We start from the raw sequence: 24985 nt of genomic DNA, 5'->3' as shown, positions 1-24985 counted from the left end.
TCAACCCGAGATCTTGGCGGGCAGCAGGTACTCCTCGATCTGGTAGGCCAGGTGCAGTGGCCACGGGAGAATCGTGGCATCGCGGACGTAAGGCGCGCCGTTGCGGAGGTCATGGGCCAGCGCCGCCCAGTGCTCCGGCCGGTCACCGTCCTGGAGGCCGGCCACGAACAGCTCCACGAACTGGGCGTTCCAGACGTTGCCCTGAGGCCGCGGCGCCGTCGGCTTTCCCTGATGTTCGCCGGCGATGACCTTCGACGCGCCCTTGAGCGCGCTGGTTTGGGTGACCGGCTTCCCGGTGGTACTGCCGTAGAGCCGATCGACGAGGTAGCGCCACAGACCGCCGGGTTGTCCGGTGTCGTTTCCGGCCACGCCGTAGCACTCCGGTGTCTCACCGCCCTCGACGGTCCGTACCCGGACATGACGCAGGCCCAACAGCTCCTTCATGGGAACCTTCGTGGTGCCGAACACCAAGCTGTCGAGCTCCAGTTGGCGGTTCGTGAGCGCCTTCCACGGGCCGCGCAGGTTCTGTGCCTGGGTCAGCAGGAGTGTGTCCGGGAAGCTCGCGATGACTTCGTCGATCGTGTCCTTGACGAACCGCACCGTCTCGTCCGCCCCATATTTGAGGTCGACGTTGACGTACGTCCGGCCGATCTCGATGAGCCCGGTGTGCAGGGGCTGCCAGGGCACCTTGGGCGCACGGATCTGCACCTGGCAGCCGGTCGGGTCGACCAGCACGGCGATCGGCACCTGCCGTTGTACACCCCAGGTCCGGCCCTTGTTCTGGCGGATCATCCAGAGCGCAAGTAGGGCGGGGCGCTGTTCCAGAGTGCCGGTCGCCGGCTCCGGAAGGGGCGTAGGACGCACGCCGAGCTGACGGAACAGCTCGTCGACCGCGGCGCTGCAACGCTCGCGGTCGGCTCCGGAGCCCGCACTCCAGGGATCTGTGACCGGAGTGACGAACTGACTCAGCCGCCCGGTCAGAAGCAGACCGTGCCGAATGGCGAACTTCGGATCCGCCCGCCGGTTGGAGCCGTCGTACTCGTCCTGGCCGCCGATCTCCACCAGGGCGACAGTCGGTTCCTTGGCCGGGCGAAGCTGCTCCGCGATGAGGTCGGCCCGGTCTTGTACGGCCTGCGGTTGGCTACGCCCGGCTCGATCCAGGTCGGCCCGGATGGCGCCGTTCGGGACCCTGCGAACGGTGACGGTCAACGCGCCGGTCACCGTGACCGAGTCCGCCCCGTTCAATTCCTGTGCTGCCGGCAACGCGGCGCCCAGCCGGTAGCTGAGCCGATCGAGTGCGTACTGGACGGTCGCGTCGTTGTCGGTGAGCAACTCGACCGTGAGACGGGAGCCCACGGTGGAACTGAGGTCGATGGGGGACAGGGCGCCTTCGGCAATGCCGGCCAGTCCGCGATAGACCGTGCACTTCTCGCGCGGCAGGTCGGTCACCTGCTGCAGGTGTGGCGCCAACTCGGCCGCCGCCCAGCGCATCACCGGTACCCGGTCGACCAGCGGAAGACCTGCACTCACCCGCTCCCGCCGGCCTTTGACCATGCCGTTGCGGTAGACGAGCGCAGCAGCGTCGCCCGTGCGCTGCAGGTACTCGACCGGGGAGTTGACGAGCTGCTCGGGATCAGGAAGGCGGCTCAGGCAGCCGGCCTGTTCGAGTACGCCGGCCAAGTCGTCATCCCAGCGCGGAAGCCAGGTCGTCTTACCCGCCTCGTCCTTGACGGGTCGGCGCTTGATCCGCGCAGTGCCGAAGTGCCGGGAGTTCTCCAGCCCACTGAGGTATGGCACGGTCGGCGCCAGGTAGACCGAGTGCCCGTGATCGAAGGCGAGGTGACCGCTTGCCGGAAGCCACCGCCGTACTCCGAAATTGAGGTAGACCAGCAGTTCATCGTTGCTGGTGGGAACCGTCTGAGCGGTGATTCCGATCTTCACCGAGAACGGCCGGCCCTCCTCCATCCCCTGCGGTGGCCACGACATCAACTCGGCGCCCGTGGTCGTCGGGCAGCGCACGAATCGCAGGTTGCCGTGGGGACAGTGAACGTCGGGCCGAGACAGCGACGCGGCGATCTCCATCGGCAGCAGCCGGATCAGCTGCGACTGCCGGTCCCGCGCGGTCAGGTCGATCCGGACCGGTGACCAGGCGAGATCATCGGCGCTGAGCTGTGCGAGGGTGCGGCTGATCTGTTCCGGTTCCGCCCGCTGCGCACGCACCCAGTGCGCGACCAAGTTGAAAAGCGCAATCGGGTTGACCTCTCGGTAGGCAAGCAGCCAGTCCTCATCCTGATCGCCCTGACCTGCGCGGGTGAGCGTGACCACGCAATCCGGGACCAGCGCCGTGATCGCCTCGTTCAACGCGACGATCGGAACGCTGACCGGGCCACCGGGCCGACGAACCTGGGCCAGGGCGCGCAGGGGTTCCTTCCACCGCCCGGGAAAGCGCATCACGTAGTAGTCCCGCTCGATCGGGTGCTCCGGGTCGAGGCGAAGGACGGTGACAGCGAGGTGGTCGTAGCGAGGGGCCATGTCAGTGATCTCCCATCTTGGTGAGGGCTCGGTGCAGCGGCTGGTACAGCGCCTGTACGAGGTGGCGATCGGCGTCGTCGCCGGCCGGTGCGAAATACGGGTCGAGCACCGCACGCATGCCGAGCAGCAGGCTGGTGCTCGCGTCGTCGATGTCCGCGATGTTGTCGCTACGCCGCGCGGTGTTCGGTGCGAAGGCCGCGTCGCAGAAGTAGATCTTCGCGGCCTGGCCACCGCGCAGCAGGCGACCGACGACCTGCCAGATCGTCACCAGTTGAGTCCACGCGACCCGGTTGCGCTCGTCGTCGTGCAGCCGGCTGTAGGCGACCATGGCGTGCAGCAGCCGCCGCCACTGCCGGTGCGCCGTCCGGCGGCGTTGCCGGCCCGCCTCGGCGAGACGGTCGTGCTCAGCGCACTCGAGATCGATACGCTGCGGACGCATCTGCTCCAGCGCGTATTGGTTGATCCGCTGGGTGACGTAGCCGAGGTCCTTCGGACGCGGATGCGGACGTACCAGGAAGAAGGCGGCGCCGATGGCGGCGACACCCTCCTCGTTGAGGATGTTGTGCCCGCGCTCCACGGCGAGGATCGGCGCGACCAGCAGCCAGGCGTCATCAGTGCCGAAATCGGAGACGGCGAAGCGGCGCAGCAGGTGGGCGTCGTCCCAGCCGCTCTCCTGCTCGTCGTCGCCGACGAGACAGCGAACCTGATCGCTCCAGGACGACTTCAGCCTCCGGATCTCTTCGGTGACCGTGCGTGCCTCCGCATAACTGCCGACCAGCAGCATGATCTTCTTCCGGTTATCGGGCAGAGCTGCGCGTTCCCGCTCGAGCCGGTTCAGCCGCTGTAGCCCCGGTCCGGGCCGTGTCAGGGCCTCCACCATCTGCCGGAGCGCAGAAGCACGCGCCTCACCGAATCGGCCGGAGACCCAGATCGGCGTGCTGTGCTCACCGGTGTGCTGCAGGTCGAGGGCAAACGTCGTCCGGTTGATCTCGGCGAGCTTCTCCGCGGTGGGCCGCAGAATGCCATTGACCGGTACGTCGATGTGGTAGCGCGGCGAAGTACCGGCCCAGCTCGTTCCGGACAACAAGAGGACATTCGGTCCGTGCCCGTCCGCGGGGAAGAGCTCCGGCATGCGAACGAGCAGCGCCCGGCCGACACCGGTGTAGCGGAAGAACCGGAACTCGCCGAGCTCGCCGTCGCGCCGGGTCGGTTCGTCCTCCACGTACTGGAATCCGAGCACATTGCCCATCGGTGACTCCGGCACCGCGACCGCGAGGTCGACCGGAGCGCGGCGTACCTCGGCCGGCAACGTGTCGAAGAGCTCGAGCTCCGCAGCGACCTCAGGCCACATGGTGAGCATCAGGTTGAGCCGGTTGACCAGGACCGCCACCGCCACGGCGAGTTCGAGCCGCCACACGTTGCGGTCGATGTCGGACGGCGCGACCTTCATGCCTCCGGTCAGCTCACGACCGGTCAGCTCGGTCAGCCAGCGTCGTACGTTGGCCTCGCGGGTCTCCTCCTCGGTGTTGGAGAGCAGCACCTCGGCGAGGCGCGCGATACCCGGCGCGATCTCGCCGGTCGAGGCGTCGGTCGGCGCATCGATGAACTCGTTGAACTCCGTACGCAGCAACTGGTAGAGCTTGTCGTCGTCCCAGCCCGGATCGCGCTGTGAGCCCAACCCGGCCCAGTCCCGGGCCAGGTTGTCGAACAGCGACCAAGCCGTGAAGTAGTTCGGGTCGACCCAACTGAGCACCGGCCGGCCCGCCCGCACCCGGTCGCGATGCAACAGCTGATAGATGATGTCCGCAGCGGTGCGCGCGTTGTTCAGCGCGAGTGTGAAGCGACGAATCTGCCTGGATCTGACCTGCGCCCGTCCAGCGACGCGCAACTTCTCCCGGACCCGGGCGTCGATCTCGTCGATCCACGCCTCGTCGCTCGGCCCCAGCAAGACCTGGGAACTGGCGAACATCGCGTCCAGATTCGTCTGCACCTGGTCGGCCTCGTCGACGAGGATCAGGTCGCTGCGGCGCCAGGCGGCTTCGAGGTAGCGCATCTGATCCGCCGAGAGCGGATCCGGCACCCGGGTGTGGACGAGACTCCACGGTGTGGCGATCCAGACGTTCGCGTCGACCAGCCGGCGCGCGGCTTCATGGCGCTGACAACGGTGCCACAGCGGGCACACCCGCCGGGTACCACTGCGCCACCCGTCCGCGGGCTCCTCGCCGTCCGTTGCGATCAAGTCCTGGCAGGGCGCCTCACGGACACCCAGTGGCGTTGCGGTCTCCCGGATACCGTCGAGCGCGCATGCGGTGCTGACCAGGTCGAATCCGTACGGGGCGCGCGGCAGCAGCCGACCCGGGGCAGGCGGCTGAAGCCGGTGCAGGCGCTCGGCGTGCCGCTTGCGATTCTGGCCCATCACCGGAGCAGCGAGCACATCGTCGTACCGGGAAAGGTCGTTCGATGCGCGCAGCGCGGAAGAATTGTCGCCGACCACGATCGTCACCCGGCGGCCGTGCTGTGCTGCCCAGACCGCCAGGACCAGGACCAGCGTGCTCTTGCCGACGCTGACCATGCCGACCAGGTGCAGCATCCGATCGATGCGCAGGATGGTGCCGTCCTGGAAGGTGTCGTCGGCCTGCCGTACCTGGAGGGTCACGTCCCGCAGCCGCTCGGCCCACCGGCTGTCACCGAAGCCGAGGTGCCGATCGGTGGCATCCATCCGGGCAGCGGTCGCCTCCAGATCCGCCCATGTCACCTCGAGCGGCTCGCGTTGCCGAACGCTCAGGTCGTGGAGTTCCGGCTCCGGTGCCGGAGGCAGATCGGCGGGGATGTTCACCCCGACGCCGCGGGCGGTTGAACGCATCCGGTGCGGCCCGGGCTCCGCCGTCCTGGCCATGGTCGGGGCGAACGGCAGCGGCGTGGTCAGGATCTGCTCGTACCAAGCCCAGCGGTCCGGTGCGAGCCGGCACTCCAGACGCACCGGGCGCCCGAGCTCGTCGAGACGGTAGCCGCGGACGTCCGGCGGCGTCGACAGGTAGTCGCGAAGGGCGCTGTCCCAGCCGTAGGAACGCTGATTGGGCCAGAGGACGGTGCGCGCGTTCGCCAGCCGGGTGAAGGCATCCGCAGGCACCTCGATGACCGAGTCCCACACCGCGCGGTAGCCGTCGAGCAGCGCCGGCACCCCGGCGGCCGACTGGCCGGTGGCCACGGTCTCCAGCAGGTAGAGCGAGAGCTCGATGTCCATCAGCCGGCTGGCCGGCGGCTGGTTGTCCGCGGGTTCATAGGCGCGGTCCAGCGCACGGCGGAATCGCGCGTGCACATTTCGGATCTGCCTCACGGCTGTTTCTCCGCTCGCTCGCGTACGTAGTCCAGGAACTGCTTCTCGGAGACCGCGACGACCCGTTTGCCGGGCTTCACATCAGGACAGGCGCGGCAAAGCAGCGCTATGTAGCGGGGATGTGCCTTGACCTGTTCTCGGCCGATCACGATGAACGCCCGCTCCGCGTCCGGCGGAACGGTGAACAACTTCTCCCGCAGGCTGCGGCCCAGTCGAGTGGGATTGCGCCAGGCCTTGACGTCCGCCACCCAGGGACGATCGGCGAAGACGGTTACGTCGCAAGAATCAAAATCAGGCCACAACTGCGCCGGTACGCCCATCGCGGCGACCGCCTCCGCGATCCGCAATTCCGCCCGGCCGGGGCCGGTGATGAACGTGCGCAGCTCACGCCGGAGCCAGTGCACACCTTCTGCGGCGGGATGACTGCGGCCGGGGGTTCCCGGCGCGGGGCATGACTCGTCCTCGCACACAAAGGTGCGGTCGTCGTCCAGCGGGAGTCGCAGCCCGTTGCAGCCGGCGCACGTCCGGACGATGCCGTCGGCTTTCGCCTCCGGCGGAACTTCCGGGTACGCCTGGCGCAGCTCCGCGGCGACGATCGCCAGCGCGGGATCGGCGAGCTTGGTGTCCAGTTCCAGCGCGGTGATCGCGGGCCGCTCGATGAGCAACCTGCGAAAGGCGACGTACGAGTCCGGAGCGCCTGCCGCCCGTGTCTTGTCCATTACGGCTCGCAGCAGCGCGTTCTCTCGCATCTCACCCTCCACGTCGCCGCGGAGGGTGCCGAGCTCCTCGCAGGTGGCGGTGGGCTTGCCATACGCGAGCAGGGACTCCTCGGGGTCCACATCGGCATCCGGCAGCCGGATCTCCCAGTCACCGAACGGCCTCGACGCCAGCTGGAGCAGCTCGACGACGCTTCCGGGCGGGCCGACCCCTTGGCGCCAGGCGATCAGGGTCAGACGGTCGAGTGCCAACTGGAGATTCCCCGGATAGGGGAGTCGTGCAGCGGCCCCGGCCGTGACAGCGTTGCCGTATTCGAGGATGCCGCTGGCCAGCTGAGCCACGACGATCCGTTCCGATGGTGTGGTCACGGGTTGCAGGTCCTCTCGGCTTGCCAAGCAAAAGCAACTGACATCCATGAGAGCATTTTGTGTTGGCGTCGTCAACACAAAGAATTAGGTTTGCATAGGCTCACGCGGCGACCGGAAAGCTCAGTAGATGGCTTTAGCTGCGAAGATGTGTTGACACTGTTAGCGGGTCCGACGGCATTTGCCTGTACTGTCAGGTTGTGGATGCCCAGACTTCTGGTTCGAGCAGCAGGTTGATCTCCGCGGCGGAAGTGGCGCGCCTGGCCGGCGTGACCCGAGCCGCGGTCTCCAACTGGCGCCGGCGCCATGCAGACTTCCCCGAACCTGTTGGCGGCGGACGCAACGCGCTGTTCGCGCTCTCCGACGTGACGGACTGGCTCGACCGACAGCGGAAGAGCTCCGACGTCTCCGACGAGGTTCTGGTCTGGCAGGAACTGCGAGCCCACTACGGCGACGACATGATTGCCGGCGTCGCCGACCTGGCGGAGATCTTCACTGGCGGCAACGGTGGTCGGTACGACGAGTCGACGCGACTACGGGTACAGGGGATGGCCGGTCAGTCGTCCCCGATCGAGGTCGTCGAGGCATTCACCGACCGCATCATCGCCGCCGGAGGCGCACTCACCACTCGCCGTCTGGCTGCTGCTGTGGCGCACTTCGCTGGCGATGCTGCCAGAGTCGTGTTTGACCCAGCCTGCGGCGCGGGCTCGTTGCTGTTGCCGTTCGCTGCCGACGCCAGGCTGGTGGGTCAGGAACTCGGCGGATCAGCGGCGAGGCTGGCACGAGCGCGTGCGGCGTTGCGCGGCGCTGAGGTCGAGGTTCGGGTCGGCGATTCCTTGCAGGCCGATCTGTGGCCCGATCTTCGCGCGGATCTGGTGCTCTGTGATCCGCCGGTGGGTCTGACGGACTGGGGCCGTGACAGCCTGCTGGTCGATTCGAGATGGGAATTCGGAGCCCCGACAAAGGCGGAAGGCGAACTCGCCTGGCTCCAGCATTGTTACGCGCACGTGGTGCCCGGCGGTCGGCTGATAATAGTGATGTCGCCGTCGGTTGCTTATCGGCGCGCGGGTAAACGAATCAGGTCGGAAATTCTTCGGGCAGGCGCCTTGGAGCAGGTGGTGGCATTGCCGGCCGGCCTGGTTGCCTCTCATGCGCAGCCGATGCATCTCTGGATCTTGAAGCGGCTGCCGGCCGATCAGCGCCCGTCTTCCGTGATTCGCATGGTTGACCTAACTGCCGCTGACCCAGACGAGCTGCTGGTACTTGAGGCGGCCAGGGTAGTGGACGTGTCGGTGATCGACCTTCTGGACGAGGAGGTCGACCTGACGCCTGTCACTCATATGCCAGCCGAGCACCTCGATGAATACGCGACGGCCCGAGATCTGCTGTTGAGTCGGCTGCGGCATGTAGCGGAGACTATCCCGGAACTCTCCGCTGGATCCGGTGTCATCGAAGGCGGAACGCTGCGGATTTCTGATCTGGCACGTGCCGGCCTTGTGGAGGTCAGCGATAAAACGGCCGCCTCGGTCAGTGATCAGCTCGATACCGACTATTTGCAAGGTTTCCTGCGAGGCGGTTCGAATGCTTCGCGAAATACCAGTGGCAGTGGAACGTATCGGGTCGACGTTCGGGGTGCGCGGATTCCGCAGATGGGAATCGAGGATCAACGAGCCTACGGCGCTGCCTTCCGCGCGCTCGACGAGGCTGAGACCGCGCTTCACGAGCTGAGTCGGGCCGGCCTGGACGCCATCGGCCGCGCTCGTGACGGTCTAACTAGCGGCGCGTTGCGCCCGATCCGTCAAGAGTGAGGCTGGAGGCTGCGTCCCTGAGTTTCGGTATCGCTGGTCAGCGCCCTTCGACGTAGCTGGGCAACGACCAGCTGGCCGGTCGGGGGAGGGCGATGTGTTCGAAAAGCCCACAACTGGGCCCGAAAGTCCTCGTTTCGCAGCTCCTCACCGCCGAGGTTTCGGCCTTAGGGTGAGAAGCCATTCACATCACATGAGTACGTTGGCGCCGTAAACATATTTTCTAGCGAAACGTATGCCATTTTGTGTACAGTGGATGAGTCGGCCGGTGGCGCTCCCGTGCGCGAGGTGCCGTCTGATACTAGGCAGGAGTCTGCCCTCCGTACGAAAGACGGTGGTCCTTGTGGTTTTCGAGAGTGTGGCGAACCGCTTCCAGATCATTAACGCGGTCGGCAAAGGCAACATGGGCGAGGTTCACCGTGCCGAGGACACCCACGCGGCTGAGGATTCGCTCGACCGGACGGTCGCGGTCAAGCTGATCCTGCGGACCCGGTCCGGGGCTTCCATACATGCGCACGACGACCCGGCGGTCCAGCGTTTCCAACGCGAGATCCGGATCATGCGCAAGCTGCACCATCCCAATTTGACCCGCATCATCGACGGCGGCATCGACGATGCAGGACTGCCGTATCTCGCCATGGAGTACCTCAACGGCGGAACGCTGCGTGACCTGGCGAGTGAGCACCCGCAGCTGCCGCTGAGTTGGGTAGCCGCGCTCGGCGCGCAGATCGCGGACGGCCTCTTCGCCGCCCATCAGGCCGGCGTCATCCATCGGGACCTGAAGCCGGCCAACGTCATGGTGGTCCAGGGTGGTCTCGTCAAGGTGCTGGACTTCGGGATGGGGCGGATCGTCGACGACGTCGAGACCGCGAAGCTGACGAGCACGGGCGTCACGGTCGGCACCGCCCGCTACATGGCGCCCGAGCAGTTCCGCGGCTCGGTGGTGACGGCTGCTGCGGACCTGTACGCACTGGGCTGCGTCCTCTACGAGCTCACTACCGGCTCCGCGCCGTTCACCAGTGAGTCGGCGCACGAAGTCGGCGAGAAGCACCTTCACCAGCCGGTTCCCGAGATCGGGTTCTCACGGTCCGGCGTGCCAGAGGTCCTGGGCCGGTTGATCAGGCAACTCCTCGACAAGGATCCGACGCTGCGGCCGGAGAACGCCGCGGATGTCCGGGACGCCCTTTCGGGCCTACTGGCTTCGCTTGACGCGAAGGCATCTGTCCCGGGCTGGGAGCAGCTGAACCCAGTGACGTATCTGAGCGCCGCGCGGTTCGAGGATTCCTCCACAAGTACGGGCGGCGAGCTCGTGGAGCTGGCCGCCGGCCGATCGACTGGCGCCGGCATGGACGTCTTCGCGGTGCACCAGCAGCTCATCGAGGACTATCGTTCGTTCACCGAGGGCGGGACTATCATCCGGAACGACCGGATCAAGGCGTTCGTTGAAGATGACCTAGATCGCCGGTCCCAATGGCCGGAGCCGTGGCTCTCACTGAACCCGTCGTTCGAGCCCGGCGGCACTATGCCGGAATTGGTCCGTGATGGAGTGCTACACGAGGAATGCGCCCGGATCTTCCAGGCTAAGAAGACCGAAGGCGGCCGAGTCTGCGACGGTCGGCCGCTGTCGCTCTATCGCCACCAGCGCCAGGCCATCGACCTGGCCCGGACCGGAGCCTCCTACGTCCTGACCACCGGCACCGGTTCTGGCAAATCACTGGCTTATATCGTGCCGATCGTCGACCGTGTCCTGCGGGTTCGCGCGGAGGAAGCTGGGCAGCATCGCAACCGGGTTCGGGCGATCGTGGTCTACCCGATGAACGCCTTGGCCAACAGCCAGCTCAAGGAGCTTGAGAAGTACCTTCGGGATGGGTACGGCGAGGGCAATGAGCCGGTCACGTTCGCCCGGTACACCGGGCAGGAGTCCGACGAGCGGCGCAAGGAGATTCGGGATAGTCCACCGGACATCCTGCTGACCAATTACGTGATGCTGGAGTTGATGCTCACCCGTCCCGATGATCGGCGTTCGCTGATCAAGATGGCAAAAGGTCTGGAGTTCCTCGTCTTCGACGAGCTGCATACGTATCGGGGGAGGCAGGGCGCCGATGTTGCTCTCCTTATCCGTCGCGTCCGGGAGGCATGCCAGGCGCAGCAACTGCAGTGCGTCGGAACTTCGGCAACTATGTCGAGCGAGGGCACCTTCGAAGCACAACGCCGCGTCGTCGCTGGCGTGGCGAGCACTCTCTTCGGCACCGACATCCCAGCAGACCATGTGGTCGGCGAGACCCTGCTTCGAGCCACCGCCGATACACCGGATGCCGTCCCGGCCGACCGTCTGCGCGTACCGGGGGCACCGCGGGCCTATGCGGATCTAGTGGTCGATCCGTTGGCTCGGTGGATCGAGACCCGCTTCGGCTTGGATACAGACCTCAACGGACGGCTGGTCAGACAAAAGCCGGCGAAGGTCGAGGCTGCGGCCGACGAACTTGCCGAGCAGAGCGGCGTAACCAGAGAAGACTGTACTGGGGCGATTCGCCGCACGTTGCAGGCCGGCTCGCAGGCTCGGCATCCGAAGACGGAGCGCCCGCTGTTCGCGTTTCGGTTGCATCAGTTCCTCTCCAAGGGCGACACGGTTTACGTCACCCTTGAGGATCCGATGACCCGGCATCTGACCCGGGACTATCAGCTGATCCAACCGGGGTCTCAGGGGAAAATCCTGCTGCCGCTCGCCTTCTGCCGCGAGTGCGGCCAGGAATACCTGACGGTCTGGCGTACGGAGAAGGACGCCGGTTACGTCTACGAACCGCGCCGGGACACGGCCGCCAGTGGCGGCCGCACCGGCGACGGCTATCTATACATCGACACCGAGCGCAACTGGCCATCCACCGTCGAAGACGCTATCGCCGAGCGTCGAATTCCGGAATCCTGGCTGGAGACTGATGACTCCGGCCATGAAGTTGTCCGTAAGTCGTATGTCCCTCGGCTTCCGACGCCGATCACGGTCGACCCGTACGGCGCCGAAGGGTTGGGCGATGTCCGAGTAGCGTTCATTCCCTCTCCCTTCCTGTTTTGTCTGCACTGCGGTGTCAGCTACGAGCAGGTTCGAGGGAAGGACTTCGCCAAGTTGGCCACCCTCGACCAGGAGGGCCGCTCGTCCGCCACATCGGTCGTCTCCGCATCAGTGGTGCGCTCACTGCGCTCGGTGCCGGCTGAGAATTTGGATCCCAGAGCGCGCAAACTACTCACCTTTGTCGACAACCGGCAAGATGCTGCACTACAGGCTGGCCATTTCAACGACTTTGTTCAGATCACGCAGCTTCGCAGTGCCCTCTATCGAGCCGCGGTCGATGCCGGGGAAGAGGGACTCAAGCATGAGGACCTCGCCGATCGGGTCACCGCGGCCATGGGCCTGACTCGCGCGGACTTCTGCCGGAATGCCAATGCGGCACCCGCCCTGCTCAAAAATGCCGACAGAACGTTCCGCGATGTCGTCGCTTTTCGCGTCTACCTCGATTTGGAGCGCGGCTGGCGGGTGACAATGCCGAACCTGGAACAGACCGGCCTAGTAGAGATCGACTATGCCGACCTCGACTGGGTCGCGAGCGAACAGCCGTTGTGGGCCAAGCGCGAGCTGGTGCTCGCCCGCGCCGAGGCGAATATCCGCGCCGAGATCATGAAGGCCCTGCTGAACGAGATGCGCCGCGCTTTGGCCATCGATGTGCAGTACTTCCGCGACGACTTCGACAATCTGCAACGAGCGACCGAGGAACGGCTGATCGACCCCTGGGTGCTGGCACCGACCGACCGGCCGAAGGTGGGGACAGCCTACCCGCAGCCCTCGCGGCCAGGCATGGATCGCTCGGGGCTGTTCCTCTCCGGGCGCGGCAAGTTCGGTAAGTACTTGCGCCGAGTCCACTACTCAGATCTCACCGTGGATGAGACTCAGGCCGTCATCATCGATCTGTTGGAGGTCCTGGCCGAGGCAGGTTTACTGACCAGGGTTCAGGACGCGCCGGAGAGGTCCGGACGATTCCGGCGGCCCGTCACAACTCCGGTAACTGGCTACCGGGTAGCCGCCGCGGCCCTCGTCTGGCACGCCGGCAAAGGCGAGACCGGCACGCATGATCCACTGACCCGCACGTACTCCAGCGGCGACGGCCCACGCGTCAATACATTCTTCCGGAATCTTTACCACGACGCCGCCGGAGACCTGAGCGGGTTGATTGCTCGCGAACACACTGCTCAGGTCTCACCAGCGGAGCGCGAAGAACGCGAGGAAGCGTTCCGCAAGGGCGAGCTGAAGCTGCTCTACTGCTCCCCGACCATGGAGTTGGGCGTGGACATCTCCGAACTAAACGCAGTGATGATGCGCAATGTGCCGCCGACCCCGGCAAACTACGCGCAGCGCAGCGGCCGGGCTGGACGATCGGGACAACCGGCACTGGTCACCACCTACTGCGCTACCGGAAACAGCCACGACCAGTATTACTTCCGCCGGTCCGAGCGAATGGTGGCGGGGGTCGTAGCCCCGCCGCGCCTGGACCTGGCCAACGAGGACCTGGTGCAGTCCCACGTGCACGCGCTCTGGCTCGCCGAAGCCGGGCTGAAGCTGGGCCGGGCGATCCCCGAGATCATCGATGTCAGCTACGCCGAGGGCGCCCGCAATCCGAATCCGGCCCTCGCACTGCACGACCACATAAAGGCCGCGCTGGCTGACCAGGACGCCGAACGACGTGCCGTCTCCGCCGCCCAGCAGGTGCTCAGCGGGCTGCTGCCTGAATTCAGGGATGAAAGTTCCTGGTGGGACGAGGCGTGGATTGCCGACCGTGTGCACCAGGCTCCGGTCCGGTTCAATGCGGCCTTCGACCGCTGGCGCGACTTGTTCAAGGCAGCCCTGATAGACCAGGCCGAGCAGAATCGCCGTGTCTTGGACCATACCTTGCAGGACCGCGACCAGGGGATCGCAGTCGGACGGCGTCGTGAGGCCGAGACGCAGATTGCCCTATTGAAAAATGACACGGTGGAGAGCAAGTCGGTGCTGTCCGACTTCAATCCCTACCGGTACCTAGCCAGTGAAGGCTTCCTGCCTGGATATTCGTTCCCACGTCTTCCCCTCGCCGCCTACGTGCCGACCTCTGGGCGTCGGATCGGTGAGGGTGACTACCTGCAGCGCCCTCGCTTCCTGGCAATCCGTGAATTCGGCCCGGGCGCACTGATCTACCATGAGGGCGCGCGGTACCAGGTCACCCGGATCCAGTTGCCGCCTGACTCCGATGGCGACGTGACGACCACGCAGGCGCGTCGTTGCCTCCAGTGCGGTTACCACCATGACGTGCAGGATCACGCGACCATCTGCGAGATGTGCAATGAGCAGCTCCCCCCGCCTACCTCGGGCCTGCTTCAGTTGCACACGGTTTACACCAAGCGCCGCGAGCGGATCTCATCCGACGAGGAGGAACGTCGCCGAGCGGGCTTCAGGCTGGTCACGTCCTATCGTTTCAACGACCACGGACTGCGCCCCGGACGCCGCGACGCCATTGTGTCGTATTCGGACCGAAAGCTCGCAACGCTGTCGTACGGCGACTCCGCCACTGTGCGGATCACCAATACCGGCCGGGTTCGCGCCAAGCCCGACGAACCGGACGGTTTCTGGCTCGATCCGGCAGACGGCCGTTGGATGAACGAGCGGGACGCCGGCGAGGCTTCCGGTGACTCCAGCGAAATGCCGGTGGTTGACGCCGAGGGCAATGAGAAGCGACGCAAGAAGCGGGTGCTGCCGTACGTTGAGGACCGGCGCAATATCCTTGTGGTCAAGCTGGCCGAACCGTTGCAGCGTGAGGTAGCGCTCTCTCTCATGTACGCGCTCGAGCGCGGCATCGAGGCCGCTTTCGAACTTGAAGACTCGGAGTTGACCAGCGAGTTGCTGCCGCCCGTCGATAGCCTTCGCGATCGGATGCTCTTTACCGAGGCAGCTGAGGGGGGCGCCGGCGTCCTGCGCCAGCTGCAGTCCGAGTCCGACGCGCTTGGCCGTGCCGCGGCGGAGGCCCTTGCCATCTGCCACTTCGACGACGAGGGCAACGACCTCGGCGGTGAACACCCGGATCGGCCCTGTGCCCGTGGCTGCTACGAGTGCCTTCTTACCTACGGCAACCAGCTCGATCACTCCGCCATCGACCGGCATTCCGTACGCGAGCTGTTGTTGCGCATCGCCGGCGCCGAAGCGCTTGACACCGGCCGGGGCGAGTCCCGCTCAGAGCAATTAGCACGGCTGACCGACCAGGCAGACTCCAGCTTGGAGGAACAGTTCCTCGCCTGGCTCAAGGCACGGGGCCACCGGCTACCCGACGAGACTCAGCACCTCGTCGGCTCGGCGCTGGCCCGGCCGGATTTCGTCTATCTGCTTCCCGGCGCGAGCGTTGCCGTGTTCGTAGACGGGCCGATGCACAAGCACGCCGCCGTTGCCGAGCGCGATGCAGATGCTCAGGAGCGTCTCTACGACCTCGGCTGGGAAGTCGTCCGCTTCCCCCACGACGGCGACTGGACAGCGATCGTCAAAGAACATTCAACCTACTTCGGGCATGGCGCGACCATCTGATCCGCGGGACGACGGAAGGAATTCTCCACACATGTCACCCACCTTCACCGCCGGCTCGCTCGTGTCGGCGCGTGGCCGCGATTGGGTCGTCCTACCCGAGAGCGCACCCGACATGCTCGTGCTGCGGCCGCTTGGCGGCGCCGATGACGACGTTGCGGCGGTGTTTCCCAGTTTCGAGGAGGTCCGCAGCGCTGAGTTCGCGCCGCCCAACCCCGCCGATCTGGGCGACGCGCATGCCGCAGGTCTGTTGCGTTCCGCTCTGCGGATCGGCTTCCGAGCCGGCGCGGGACCGTTCCGCTCGCTGGCCGGCATCGCTGTCGAACCACGGGCCTACCAGCTCGTACCCTTGCTGATGGCGCTGCGGCAACGCACCGTACGCCTACTGATCTCCGACGATGTCGGCATCGGCAAGACGATCGAGGCTGGGCTGGTCGCGACCGAGTTGCTTGCTCAGGGCAGCGCGCATGGCCTGGCCGTGCTCTGCTCCCCGGCGCTGGCCGAACAGTGGCAGGACGAGCTACGGACCAAGTTCGCCATCGACGCCGAGCTGGTGCTTTCCTCCACCGTCTCTCGCCTGGAGCGCGGCCTCGACCTGGGTCAGTCGCTCTTCGACCGGCACCCAAACGTCATCGTCTCCACCGACTTCATCAAGTCGGCCCGGCACCGCGACGACTTCGTGCGGCACTGCCCCGACCTGGTCATCGTCGACGAAGCACACACCTGCGTAGCCGCCGACGACACAGCATCCAGTCAGAATCAACTGCGCTACGAGCTGCTGCAACGCGTCGCCGCCGACACCGAACGGCATCTCATGCTGGTGACGGCTACGCCACACAGCGGTAAGGAGAGCGCCTTCCGCAACCTGCTCGGCATCATCAAGCCGGAACTTGCGACCGTCAACTTCGACACCGAGGCTGGCCGACGGCTCCTGGCCCAACATTTCGTGCAGCGCAAGCGCGCCGACGTCCGCCAATACCTTGGAGCCAAGGACGGGCTGAAAGACGACAGCCTCGCCGAGACCACAGAGTTCCCCTCCGATCGCTTCTTCAAGGACGAAACCTACAAGCTCTCCCCCGCCTACCGAGACCTGCTCGACGACGCCATCGGCTACGCCAGCGAACGCGTGACGGGTGCCCTCGGCAAGCGCGAGGCAAGGATCGCCTGGTGGTCAGCGATCGCCCTGCTGCGTTCCTTGGTCTCATCGCCGCGGGCCGCTGCGCAGACGCTCCGGACCCGATCGACGGCCGCGACCGCCGCCACGGCCGCCGAGGCCGACCTGCTCGGCGCGCCGCTGACCAGCGATGCCGCTGACGGCGACACCCTCGAAGGTCTCGACGTCGCGCCCGGCGCCGAGACTCCGGACACCGGCGCCCGGCTCGCCGAACTGGCCGACCGGGCCGAAGATCTCGAAGGCACCGACGGCGACACCAAGCTCGCAGCGCTGACCAAGCACCTCAAGTCACTCCTGGCCGCCGGCTACCACCCCATCGTCTTCTGCCGCTACATCCCGACCGCCGAGTACGTAGCCGAACATCTGGACGGCAAGCTCGGCAAAAAGACGGTGGTCCAAGCCGTCACCGGCACCCTCTCCCCGCAGCAGCGGCTACAACGTATCGAGGAACTCGCCACCAAGGCCGGCGACGACCCGGCGGCGCGACGCGTTTTGATCGCCACCGACTGCTTGTCTGAGGGCGTCAACCTGCAACACCACTTCGACGCGGTCGTCCACTACGACCTCGCCTGGAATCCCACCCGTCACGACCAGCGCGAGGGCCGGGTCGACCGGTTCGGTCAGAAACGGACCGATGTCCGTGTCATCACGCTTTACGGCGCCGACAACGGCATCGACGGCAAGGTCCTCGAGGTATTGATCAAGAAGCACCGCCAGATCCGCAAGGACCTCGGCATCTCCGTATCCATTCCGGACGAGGCCTCGAAGGGCGTCACCGACGCCATCGTGGAGTGGATGCTGCTCCGCGGGCAGCAGCGACACGAGCAAGGCAGCCTCTTCGACCTGGACGCGGGCATCGACAAAAAAGCGGCCATACTGGACGCCGAGTGGAATTCGGCCGCGGACCGCGAGAAGACGTCACGCTCGCTCTTCGCGCAACGCTCTATCCATCCGGAAGAGGTTGCCGTCGAGGTCGCCGCCATCCGCGAGACACTCGGCCGGGCCGGTGAGATCCGAGACTTCGTACGCCAGTCACTCGCCGCCCTCGACGGCGTGCTCCGCGACGACCCCAGCGGTTCCGGCGACTTCACCACCGATGTCAGCGGCAGCCCCGCCGGCCTCCGCGACGCATTGGCGCCGCTCCTCGGCGGTGACGTCGTGGAGCGTGGCCGACCCGTCCCGTTCCGTGACTCCCCGGCGGTTGGGCGAGGCGAGGCCGCCCTGGTGCGCACCGATCCGGTGGTCAGCGCGCTGGCGAGCCACGTCCTCGACTCGGCGCTGGACGCCCACGCCAGTGGTCCGCGCCCGGCTCAGCGTTGCGGGGTGATCCGCACTAGCGCGGTGACGATGCGCACCACCCTGCTGCTGGTCCGTTACCGCTTCCACCTGACATTGCCATCGCGCGCGAGCTTCCGGCAACTGATCGCCGAGGACGCCCGGATGCTGGCCTTCCAGGGATCCCCCACCAACGCGACCTGGCTGACGCCCGAAGCCGCACAGAAATTACTCGACGCCGCCGCCGATGAGAACACCGACCGCGGCTTCGCCGAGAGCACCGTCCGCCGCATGCTCGGTGGTCTACCGACATTAACCAAGCACCTGGAGAAGTACGGCGAGCAACTCGCTGAGGAACTCGAAGCATCCCACCGCCGCGTCCGTAGCGCCTCCGGCGAAATCGTCCGCGGCCTCGATGTCGTCGTCCAGAAACCCGCCGACGTGCTCGGCACATACGTCTACTTGCCGGCAAACGGAGGCAACGCCTGATGTCCGCGACCGCCCGTAACCAGGTCTTCTCCGCCGTGCACACGGTCGGCGGCCTACTGCCGGCCGACATGCTGGTCCGCATCTCCGAAGGCAAAGACATCAGCGGCTCCAAACCGGCCGACTACCGGGTAGCCGGCGCCCGGTCCGTACGCGACGACGCCGAACGGCACTGGAGCTACCTTAAGTCGATCTGGGTCGAGCTCCGCGAGAAACTTCCGGTGGCCGGCGAGGCCGACGTCCCGGCCGATCCGACCGGCCAGGCGCGCGGCCAGTGGCTGGAGCCGCTCTTCAACGAGCTCGGCTTCGGCAGTCTCGCCGCGGTCGGCGCGTCCGAGATCAGCTCTGATGACGGCAGCAAGACGTTCGCGATTAGCCACCGATGGAACCACGTACTGATCCACCTGATCCCGTGGAACGCCAAGCTGGATACCCGCCCGGCGCCGGGTGCTGTGCCGCCACAGTCCCTCGTTCAGGAATGCCTTAACCGCAGCGACGCCCACCTATGGGCGGTGCTGTCCAACGGCCGCCAGGTGCGCCTGCTGCGCGACTCCAACGCGCTCGCCACCGCGTCGTATGTCGAATTCGACCTTGAGGCCATCTTTGACGGTGAGCTGTTCAGCGAGTTCGTCTTGCTCTACCGGTTGTTGCACGTGTCGCGCTTCGCGGTTACTCCGGGTGCAGTGCTATCAACCTGCTGGCTTGAGAAGTGGCGCCTCGAAGCCATCGCCTCCGGAACCCGCGCCCTCGATCACCTCCGCGACGGTGTGCAGCAGGCGATCACCTCCCTCGGCACCGGATTCCTGCGCCATCCCGCGAACGTCAGACTGCGCGAAGACGTGGATGTGCAGGCATTCCACAACGCGCTCCTGCGGCTGGTCTACCGAATGCTCTTCCTCTTTGTCGCCGAGGATCGCGACGTGCTCCACCCGAAGGACACAGATCAGTACGCCCGCGAACGTTACGCGAAGTACTTTTCCACTGCCCGCCTGCGTGTGCATGCACGGCGGCGCCGGGGCACCGCGCATAGCGACCTTTACCAGGCGCTGACGATAGTGCAGGACGCATTGGGCGACGAAAACGGCCGACCGGAACTCGGTCTGCCCGGTCTGGGCGGAATCTTCACTGGCAAGCTCGGGGGCACTCTGGACGACTCGGCAGTCGAGCCGCTGCAAGGGTTGTTGCTGTCGAACGAACATCTGTTAACAGCCGTCCGGCATCTCGCACAGGTGCGGGATCCCGGCACCGGGCGCTGGAGGCCAGTGGACTACCGCAATCTCGGGGCGGAGGAACTGGGCTCGATCTACGAGTCGTTGCTGGAGTTGGTGCCGAAGCACAGCGCGGTGGACCGCAGTTTCGAGCTGGTGGAGTTGGCTGGCAATAGCCGCAAGACCACGGGCTCCTACTACACACCGTCGTCATTGATCGAGTGCCTGCTCGACTCGGCGCTCGACCCGGTCATTGACGACGCAGTCAAGAGAGGCGATCAAGCCGCAACCGTGGCTGAACAGTCCGATCCCTCGAACGCCATCATCACTGAGTTGCTGTCGCTCACCATCTGTGACCCGGCCTGCGGCTCCGGACACTTCCTCGTCGCCGCCGCGCGCCGCATCGCCAAGCGCGTTGCGGCAGTCCGCGAGCACAACCCCGAGCCAACCCTCGATGCGATGCGCCACGCCCTGCATGAAGTCATTGCACGATGCATCTATGGCGTGGACCTCAATCCTATGGCGGTCGATTTGGCGAAAGTCTCACTGTGGCTTGAAGGATTGGAACCGGGTAGGCCGCTCAGCTTCCTTGACGCCCACATAAAGGAAGGCAACGCCCTTATCGGGGCTACGCCCGCCCTGTTAAAGGCGGGGATCCCCAACGAGGCGTTCAAGCCGATCGAAGGCGATGACAAGAAGTACGCTAAAGGGCTCGAGAAGCAGAACATTCAGCAGCGGGCGAATCAAGGCAGCTTCTTCGGAGTTTCGGGCCAAATCCAACTCTCGAACACCGGGATTTCCGAACGACTAAACGGCATCATCGCCGCACCTTCCGGCTCCCTAGAGCAGGTGCGAGCGCAGGAGTTGGCGTACCGAAACCTAGCGCAGTCTGACGAGTACATACAGGCCAAGAACGTTGCGGACGCCTGGTGTGCGGCCTTCATGTGGAGGAAGGATCCAGACACCCCACCGGCCGTCACTCACGAGGCATTCCACTCGCTGAAAGACCCTGAGGCACTACCTATTCCCGAGGAGACCCGAGACGAAATTTTCCGACTGCGCCATGAGTACGCTTTCTTTCATTGGCACGTTGAATTCCCCGACGTATTCACTGTGACGGACGGATCCGCAGAAATCGGCTCAGCCAACGGCTGGACCGGCGGCTTCGACTGCGTCCTTGGCAATCCCCCGTGGGAACGAATCAAGCTGCAGGAGCAGGAATTCTTCGCACAACGCGACTTAGCCATCGCAACTGCGGGCAGTGCCGCTGAACGCAAAAACTTAATCGCCGCATTAAAGGTCGATCCCAATCGCCAATCTCTCTTCTCTCAATTCGAGGCGGCAAAGCGCAAGGCAGAAGGAGAAAGTCACTTTTTGCGTAACTCTGGCCGCTTCCGACTCACTGCGCGTGGCGACATTAACACATACGCGGTGTTCGCAGAGAGTGACCGCTCCCTCATGGCAGCTCGAGGCAGGATGGGTGTAATTATACCCACCGGCATCGCCACCGATGCAACCACGCAGTTCTTCTTCAAGGACGTCGTGGTCAGCGGATCCCTTTCTGCCCTCTACGACTTCGAAAACTCCGCACTACTATTTCATGGGGTACATCGCTCAGCCAGATTCGCAATCCTTTCTTTGGTGGGTCAAGCATTGCGCGAAACGGCGGCGAGATTCGCGTTTTTCATCCACGAACCTGCAGAACTCGCCGATGCGCACAAGAGATTTGTGCTCACTCCGGAAGAAATTAATATTCTCAATCCCAACACCGGCACCTGCCCAGTGTTCCGCTCGCGTCGCGACGCGGAGATCACTCTTGGCATCTACCACCGCGTGCCCGTCCTCATAAGGGAAGGCGATCGCCTAGGTAACCCATGGGGGCTTTCCTTCATGGCGATGTTCCACCTGTCCAACGACTCCCACCTCTTCTGCAGCCAGGAGGAACTCGAGTCCGACGGCTGGGACCTGGAAGGAAACATATTCACTAGGGACGACGCCCGAATGCTGCCACTGTACGAGGCGAAGATGCTGGACTTCTTCAACCATCGCGCAGCAGACGTGGTTAAGAGCGAAACCGCCGCTAAGCGACAAAACCAACCACGCTATCTACGCCCGGAGCAGTGGCGCGATCCCGATCGCGTCGGACTTCCGTACAGCTGGGTAAACGAAGCCGAGGTGACAGCGAAGCTCGCCACCAAAAACTGGAGCCATCAATGGCATTTAGGCTGGCGTGATGTCACCAGCGCCACCAACGAGCGCACAGTCATCGTAGGTTTTATTCCTGAAAGCGCCGTTGGCAACAGCCTGCCGATCTCACTTGTCCGGCCTGATCTGGCCAACCGGATCAGCGAGCTCACCGCATGTCTAAGCTCCTTCGTTCTCGACTTCGCAGCGCGCCTTAAGGTCGGCGGGCTCCACCTCAACTTCTTTATTTGCCATCAGTTCCCTGTGCTCTCACCAGAAATGACCGCTTCAAATGGGGCTTTCATCCGTCGCCGCGTTTTGGAACTCACCTACACAAGTCGCGACATGGCACCTTTTGCTCACGACATGGGTTGCTCAGGCCCACCGTTCATCTGGGATGATGAGCGCCGGCCGGTCATCCAGGCAGAGTTGGACGCGCTATTTTTTCATCTATATGGCATCTCTCGCAGTGATTTAGAGTACATTATGGACACCTTTCCAATTGTCAAGCGTAAGGACGTGGCAAGGTATGGAACATACCGTACCAAAGACCGCATCCTTGCTGAGTACGACCGGATGGCAACGGCTGGTGTTGGCCCCGCCACACATCTGGTCGAGGGCGAGAATTACACCTCAACGCTGAGCCCGCCGCCGGGCCATGGCCCCCGACACCCCTCCAAGTAGACATCGTTTCGGACATACGCGAACTGCGCCCCAAACGCACCGCCCGGCGCGTACAGGAAGTGATGGCACCCATGGTTGCGGCAGCAGAGACCAGTCTTCAAGGATTGTTGGAGGGCGCAAAGCAGTACCAGGTGCCGCTATACCAGCGAACCTATTCCTGGAGGAAGCCCCAGCTCTCCCGCTTGTGGGATGACATCGTCAAGCTCGCCGAGGACCGTGCGCACAACCCAAAGGCGACGCACTTCATCGGCTCACTCGTGCTCGCGCCTAGCCCGAACAACGGCCCCGCTGGCGTCTCGCAGTTCCTGGTGGTCGACGGCCAGCAACGGCTGACTACCCTCTCCATCCTGCTCTGCGCGCTCCGCGACTACCGTGCCAAGCATGAGTCCGCCGAACACCGGGAGCGGCTCAACCAGCAATACCTGATCAATCCGTGGCGACCGGAGGAACACCGGCTGAAGCTGGTACCCACTCAGGCTGACCGGGCCGCGTACACCGACTGCCTCGACTCGAACCCTCATGCAGGCGGCGCGGATCAGGTGGGTGCGGCGTACCGGTTCTTCGTCGCGCAGTTGGCGGCGGCCGATGATCCGGACGACCTGATCGACATTCAGCGGATCGAGGACGCCGTCATCTCCGGGCTGGCGCTGGTGTCGGTGACTGCGCAGCAGGGCGACAACGTGCATCGGATCTTCGAGTCGCTGAACAACACCGGTCTCAAGCTCACCCAGGCCGATCTTCTGCGCAACTACCTGTTCATGAAGTTGCCGACTCGGGCGGAAGCTGTCTACAACTCGTTGTGGCTGTCGCTGCAGACGATGCTAACGCCGACAGAACTGGAACTGCTCTTCTGGCTCGACCTGGTGCAACGCGACGCCCGGATCAAGCAGACCGACATCTACGCCGGCCAGCAGGCCCGGCTGGACCGGTTGCACTCCGAGGAGGAGACCGAGGCAGAGGTGCGGCGCTTCGGCCGTTTGGGATCGCTACTGCGCCTCATCCTGCACCCCGACGAGGAGCAAGACCCAGGGGTTCGGCGCCGGCTGCAGCGGCTGAGCGCCTGGGGTACGACCACCGTCTACCCGCTGCTGCTACATCTACTTGACCGCCGAGAACAGGGCACCGCGCCTTCCGAGCAGATCGCCGCGGCGATGCTGTATGTCGAGAGCTTCCTCGTCCGACGGCTCGTGATCGGCCGAGCCACTGCGAACACCAACCGGATTCTGCTGTCCATCGTCACCGAGATGGACGAGGACCTGCCGGTCGACGAGGCGGTCCGCGCCTATCTGTCGGTGGGCCGCAAGTACTACGCCACCGATGCCAGCGTTCGCGACCACGTCCGGTCGATCCCGTATTACCTCAACGGCCGACCGCATCAGCGTAACCTGGTGCTCCGCTGGCTGGAGGAGTCCTACGGCAGCAAAGAGCCAGTGGCGTTGGACTCCCTGACCATCGAGCATGTGTTGCCACAGACCCCCACCACCGAGTGGCGGCAGATGCTGGCCGCCGATCTGGATCCGGAGGAGGACTTCGGTGAGGCGCACGAGGCTCTGGTGCACACCTTGGGGAACCTCACGCTGACCGGCTATAACGCCGAGATGAGCAACAGCTCGTTCGCGGTCAAGCGGGTCCAGCTCGCCAAGAGTGGCATCGTGCTGAACCAGGAGATCGCCGGGCGCGACCGCTGGAGCCGGCCGGAGATTCACGCCCGCGCCGACGCTCTCGCCGACCGGATCATCTCGCTGTGGCCCGGCCCGACCGCCCAGGCAGGGAAGCAGTCCGACGTGCCGTGGGATGTGATGAACAAGGCCCTCGCGGAGCTACCGGCCGGTTCCTGGACCACTTACGGAGATCTCGCGGCATTGATCGGCACCGCGCCGCAGCCGCTCGGTGTCCGCCTGGCCAACCACCCGGCCCCGAATGCGCACCGGGTGTTGCAGGTGGAGGGAACCATTTCGCCGGGATTCCGCTGGCTGGCGGCGGACCGGACAGATGATCCGGTCGAGGTGCTGCGCGCCGAGGGCGTGGAGTTCGACGGGCACGGTCGGGCCAGTCAGTCGCAGCGCATCGGCGTGGAGGAGCTCGCTCAGCTTGCCGGTCTGACCCCCGACGATCTGCCGAAACGGCTACCTCGCCCGCGGCCTGATCAAGACGTCCCCCTCGCGGAGCAGTTCGTGGAGCAACTCACCTCGATGCAAGGGTCAGCGGTCGCCGTGGCGACGATTGCCCTGATCGAAGCCTGGACCGACCAGGGGGGCTTTCTGCTCTACGGGACCGGCGGCGAGACATCATGCTTCCTCATGGCACGCGACCGGGGACATCAGCTCGGCGACATTTGGCCGGCGGTGATCTATCCCAGCGGAAAGTTCGAGGTGGTGTTCCAGCACCTGAGCGTGCGGCCTCCGTTCGACGACATCGTTCTGCGGGAGAAACTCCGCCGTCGGCTCAACGACGTGTCCGGAATTGACATCCCCGCCGCCAAGATCGCTCTCCGGCCGGGATTTCCCCTGGCGGTCCTCGCGGATGCGGACGCTCGCGAAAATCTGCTGGATGGTCTCCGCTGGTTCCACGGCGAGGCACAGATGTCCGCCGATGCCGAATTGGATACGGTCTGAGGGCGTTCGCCGTA

Annotated in this window: 8 protein-coding genes; 5 read left to right on the top strand and 3 right to left on the bottom strand. The window is 65.1% G+C overall.

Annotation, left to right across the window (positions count from 1 at the left end; translation table 11 throughout):
* From L3i22_RS41010 to L3i22_RS41000, 3 genes are read right to left on the bottom strand one after another with little or no spacing between them, the layout of a single operon-like run.
* Complete coding sequence (locus L3i22_RS41010) at positions 1–2532, bottom strand: pPIWI_RE module domain-containing protein (RefSeq protein WP_221322822.1); 2532 nt, start codon at positions 2530–2532, stop codon at positions 1–3.
* A gap of 1 nt (position 2533) precedes the next feature.
* Positions 2534–5869 carry a transposase gene (locus L3i22_RS41005; RefSeq protein WP_221322821.1) on the bottom strand — a complete coding sequence of 1112 codons (3336 nt, stop codon included), beginning with the start codon at positions 5867–5869 and terminating at the stop codon, positions 2534–2536.
* Positions 5866–7002 (bottom strand): hypothetical protein, encoded by a 1137-nt coding sequence (locus L3i22_RS41000; RefSeq protein ID WP_221322820.1) that lies wholly within the window; start codon positions 7000–7002, stop codon positions 5866–5868. The genes L3i22_RS41005 and L3i22_RS41000 overlap by 4 nt, the downstream gene beginning before the upstream one ends.
* A gap of 149 nt (positions 7003–7151) precedes the next feature.
* Here L3i22_RS41000 and L3i22_RS40995 point away from each other — a divergent pair, with 149 nt between their 5' ends.
* From L3i22_RS40995 to L3i22_RS40975, 5 genes are all read left to right on the top strand, one after another.
* Complete coding sequence (locus tag L3i22_RS40995) at positions 7152–8759, top strand: N-6 DNA methylase (protein ID WP_221322819.1); 1608 nt, start codon at positions 7152–7154, stop codon at positions 8757–8759.
* Between the two features lie 340 nt (positions 8760–9099).
* Complete coding sequence (locus L3i22_RS40990; protein ID WP_221322818.1) at positions 9100–15348, top strand: protein kinase; 6249 nt, start codon at positions 9100–9102, stop codon at positions 15346–15348.
* A gap of 31 nt (positions 15349–15379) precedes the next feature.
* Positions 15380–18283 carry a DEAD/DEAH box helicase gene (locus L3i22_RS40985; protein ID WP_221322817.1) on the top strand — a complete coding sequence of 968 codons (2904 nt, stop codon included), beginning with the start codon at positions 15380–15382 and terminating at the stop codon, positions 18281–18283.
* On the top strand, positions 18283–22356 hold the full coding sequence (locus tag L3i22_RS40980; protein ID WP_221322816.1) for a DNA methyltransferase: 4074 nt from the start codon (positions 18283–18285) through the stop codon (positions 22354–22356). Before L3i22_RS40985 ends, L3i22_RS40980 begins: the two co-directional genes overlap by 1 nt.
* 62 nt (positions 22357–22418) lie before the next feature.
* Complete coding sequence (locus tag L3i22_RS40975; RefSeq protein WP_370644286.1) at positions 22419–24971, top strand: DUF262 domain-containing protein; 2553 nt, start codon at positions 22419–22421, stop codon at positions 24969–24971.
* Positions 24972–24985 lie beyond the last annotated feature (14 nt).

It is taken from the genome of Actinoplanes sp. L3-i22 (assembly GCF_019704555.1).
Lineage (GTDB): Bacteria > Actinomycetota > Actinomycetes > Mycobacteriales > Micromonosporaceae > Actinoplanes.
This window is presented reverse-complemented; position numbering and strand designations above follow the sequence as displayed.

What these genes read in the sequence shown, in the direction of transcription:
- L3i22_RS40980 (WP_221322816.1), top strand. Translation starts at nt 18,283, where the DNA reads ATGTCCGCGACCGCCCGTAACCAGGTCTTCTCCGCCGTGCACACGGTC.
- L3i22_RS41010 (WP_221322822.1), bottom strand. Translation starts at nt 2,532, where the DNA reads ATGGCCCCTCGCTACGACCACCTCGCTGTCACCGTCCTTCGCCTCGAC.
- L3i22_RS41000 (WP_221322820.1), bottom strand. Translation starts at nt 7,002, where the DNA reads ATGGATGTCAGTTGCTTTTGCTTGGCAAGCCGAGAGGACCTGCAACCC.
- L3i22_RS40975 (WP_370644286.1), top strand. Translation starts at nt 22,419, where the DNA reads ATGGCACCCATGGTTGCGGCAGCAGAGACCAGTCTTCAAGGATTGTTG.
- L3i22_RS40985 (WP_221322817.1), top strand. Translation starts at nt 15,380, where the DNA reads ATGTCACCCACCTTCACCGCCGGCTCGCTCGTGTCGGCGCGTGGCCGC.